The 254-nt window shown below is 49.6% G+C and carries 1 protein-coding gene; it reads left to right on the top strand.

All coding sequences use genetic code 11. The annotated features are described in order from the left end of the window. Positions 1-233 (top strand): ParA family protein (locus H6B10_RS16325; RefSeq protein WP_430661783.1); only part of this gene is annotated, 233 nt, incomplete at its 5' end. Positions 234-254: the final 21 nt, after the last annotated feature.

The raw sequence follows: 254 nt of genomic DNA, 5'->3' as shown, positions 1-254 counted from the left end.
ACTTTGCCAAGGAGATTGCGGCTCTGCTGCGAGAAACCTACGGCAGCAAAATCAAAGTGTTCGGAACTGAGATTCCCCATTCCGTCCGGGCAAAGAAAATCAGTGCCGAGGGCAAGAGTATTTTTGCCCATGACCCCAAGGGCAAAGTGGCCGAGGGTTACAAGAATCTGACCCAGGAGGTGATGAAACTTGAAAAGCAGCGCGAAAAAAGTAGAGCTTGCTCCATACGATGACTTGTTTTCCACCGAAGAAAG

It is taken from the genome of Gemmiger formicilis (assembly GCF_016901605.1).
GTDB lineage: Bacteria > Bacillota > Clostridia > Oscillospirales > Ruminococcaceae > Gemmiger > Gemmiger formicilis_B.
This window is presented reverse-complemented; position numbering and strand designations above follow the sequence as displayed.